The sequence below is a fragment of the Mesorhizobium sp. M7A.F.Ca.CA.004.06.1.1 genome, from assembly GCF_003999135.1.
Lineage (GTDB): Bacteria > Pseudomonadota > Alphaproteobacteria > Rhizobiales > Rhizobiaceae > Mesorhizobium.
The window spans coordinates 1-2,142 of sequence record NZ_RZPQ01000899.1 but is presented as its reverse complement, the minus strand read 5'-3'; the positions used below and the strand labels follow the sequence as shown (position 1 = coordinate 2,142).

At 65.4% G+C, this 2,142-nt stretch carries 2 protein-coding genes; both read right to left on the bottom strand.

Annotated elements, in window-relative coordinates; translation table 11 throughout:
- Nucleotides 1-1,203 (bottom strand): L-aspartate oxidase (locus EN906_RS31865; protein WP_127375669.1); only part of this gene is annotated, 1,203 nt, incomplete at its 3' end.
- The coding region (gene nadA / locus EN906_RS31860) for a quinolinate synthase NadA (RefSeq protein WP_127375668.1) at nt 1,200-2,142 on the bottom strand (943 nt) is incomplete at its 5' end. The genes EN906_RS31865 and nadA, both read right to left, overlap by 4 nt.

The window sequence follows — 2,142 nt, the reverse complement described above, 5'->3', positions numbered from 1 at the left end:
GGGTCGCCGGGTATACGACGTGCCGGCAACGCTTTCGGCAACCCAGCTCGCGGTGACCGCCGCTTCGGTGAGCGAGTTGCTGGCCAGGCGGTTGGCGCCGTGCAGGCCGGTACAGGCCACCTCACCGCAGGCCCACAATCCCTCGATGGAGCTGCGGCCGGCGCTGTCTACGGCGACGCCGCCCATGTGATAATGTGCCGCCGGGCGCACCGGGATCAGGTCGGTCGCGGGGTCGATTCCTGCGCTCCGGCACAATTCGGCGATGCCTGGAAAACGCTTGCCAAATCTCGGGCCGAGACTTTGCCGTGCGTCCAGGAATACGCGGCGTCCAACGGCAAGCTGGTGCCAAATGGCGCGCGCTACGACGTCGCGAGGCGCAAGTTCACCGCCAGGTGTGTCGGCGAGGAAGCGCTCTCCTCGCTCATCGATGAGCACCGCGCCTTCGCCACGCACGGCTTCGCTCACCAGCGGCATCGGCCGGCGCGGACCGTCGAGCGCAGTTGGATGGAACTGTATGAATTCCAAGTCGGCGAGTTCCGCCCCCGCCCATGCGGCGAGCGCCAGCCCGTGACCCCATGAGCCAGCGGGGTTTGTCGTGTCGCAAAACAGCCCGCCGACGCCGCCGGTCGCCAGCACCGCGCGACGCGTGGGCAGAGCGAGCGCGCCGGCTCGTCCTGCTGCGACCACGGCGATGACCGACCCGTCCTGCACGACCAGCCGGCGGACCTCCACATTTTCGATAATGGTGATCGAGGCTGTACGCCGAACCGCGGCGACGAGCGCGCGCACCAACTCGCGACCGGTGGCGTCGCCGGCTGCATGCACAATCCGCCGTCGCGAGTGTGCCGCCTCGAGCCCAAGTCGCAACGCGCGGTCAGGGTGCTGGTCGAAGTCGACGCCGAACCTTTGGATCGTCCTAATCGCTTCGGGTGCAGCTCGTACCACTCGCCGCACCGTGGCCTCATCGCAGAGTCCGTCGCCGGCAGCTATCGTGTCGCAAAGGTGAAAATCTGGGCCGTCGTCGCCCCCGAGACTTGCCGCAAGACCGCCCTGGGCAAGTTCACTGCAGGCTCCGGTTCCAAGCGGCGCGTTGGTCAAAAGCACGACCGGTTCCGGCGCCAGATGAAGCGCCGTCATCAGGCCGGCAATGCCGCCGCCGATGACGACCGGCGCCCCGGCGATGTCGCGAACCTCCAGACTCATAGGGAAAGCATGCGCTCGACCGCGCGGCGGGCGGGGCCGGCAATTTCGGGATCAATCCGGACCTCATGCCGGTTCTGCTCGAGTGCGGCGCGAATGTTGGCCAGGTTGATGCGTTTCATGTGCGGGCACAGATTGCATGGGCGAACGAACTCGACGTCGGGATGCGCGACCGCGACGTTGTCGCTCATCGAACATTCGGTCAGAAGGACGACACGCGTCGGTTTCTCACGCTCGACATAATCCGACATCGCCGCGGTCGAGCCGGAGAACTCCGCCTCCGCGACAACGTCTGGTGGGCATTCTGGATGGGCCAGCACGATGACGCCTGGATGGGCATCGCGCAGTTCCCGGATGTCTGCTGCGGTGAAGCGCTCATGCACCTCGCAATGGCCTTTCCAGGCGATGATCTCGACGTCTGTATCGGCTGCCACGTTCCTCGCCAGATATTCGTCCGGGAGCATCAGCACACGCGCCACGCCAAGCGATTCCACCACCGCCTTGGCGTTGCCGGACGTGCAGCAGATGTCGGACTCCGCTTTTACGGCGGCGGAAGTGTTGACGTAAGTAACAACGGGGACCCCCGGATACCGCAGCCGCATTAGCCGCACGTCGTTTGCCGTGATCGATTCGGCCAGCGAGCAGCCGGCGCGGAGATCCGGGATGAGCACGGTCTTGTTCGGATTGAGCAGTTTTGCCGTCTCGGCCATGAAATGAACGCCGGCAACCACGATGATGTCGGCGTCGACCGTCACCGCCTTGTGGGCCAACGCCAGGCTGTCGCCGACGATGTCTGCCACGCAATGAAAAATTTCGGGCGTCTGGTAATTGTGCGCCGGCACCACCGCATTGCGCTCACGCTTCAGCGCTAAGATGGCTTCAATATCGCCGGCGAACGCGGGCCATTCAACGGGTGGGATCACCCGCCGGACACGCTCATAC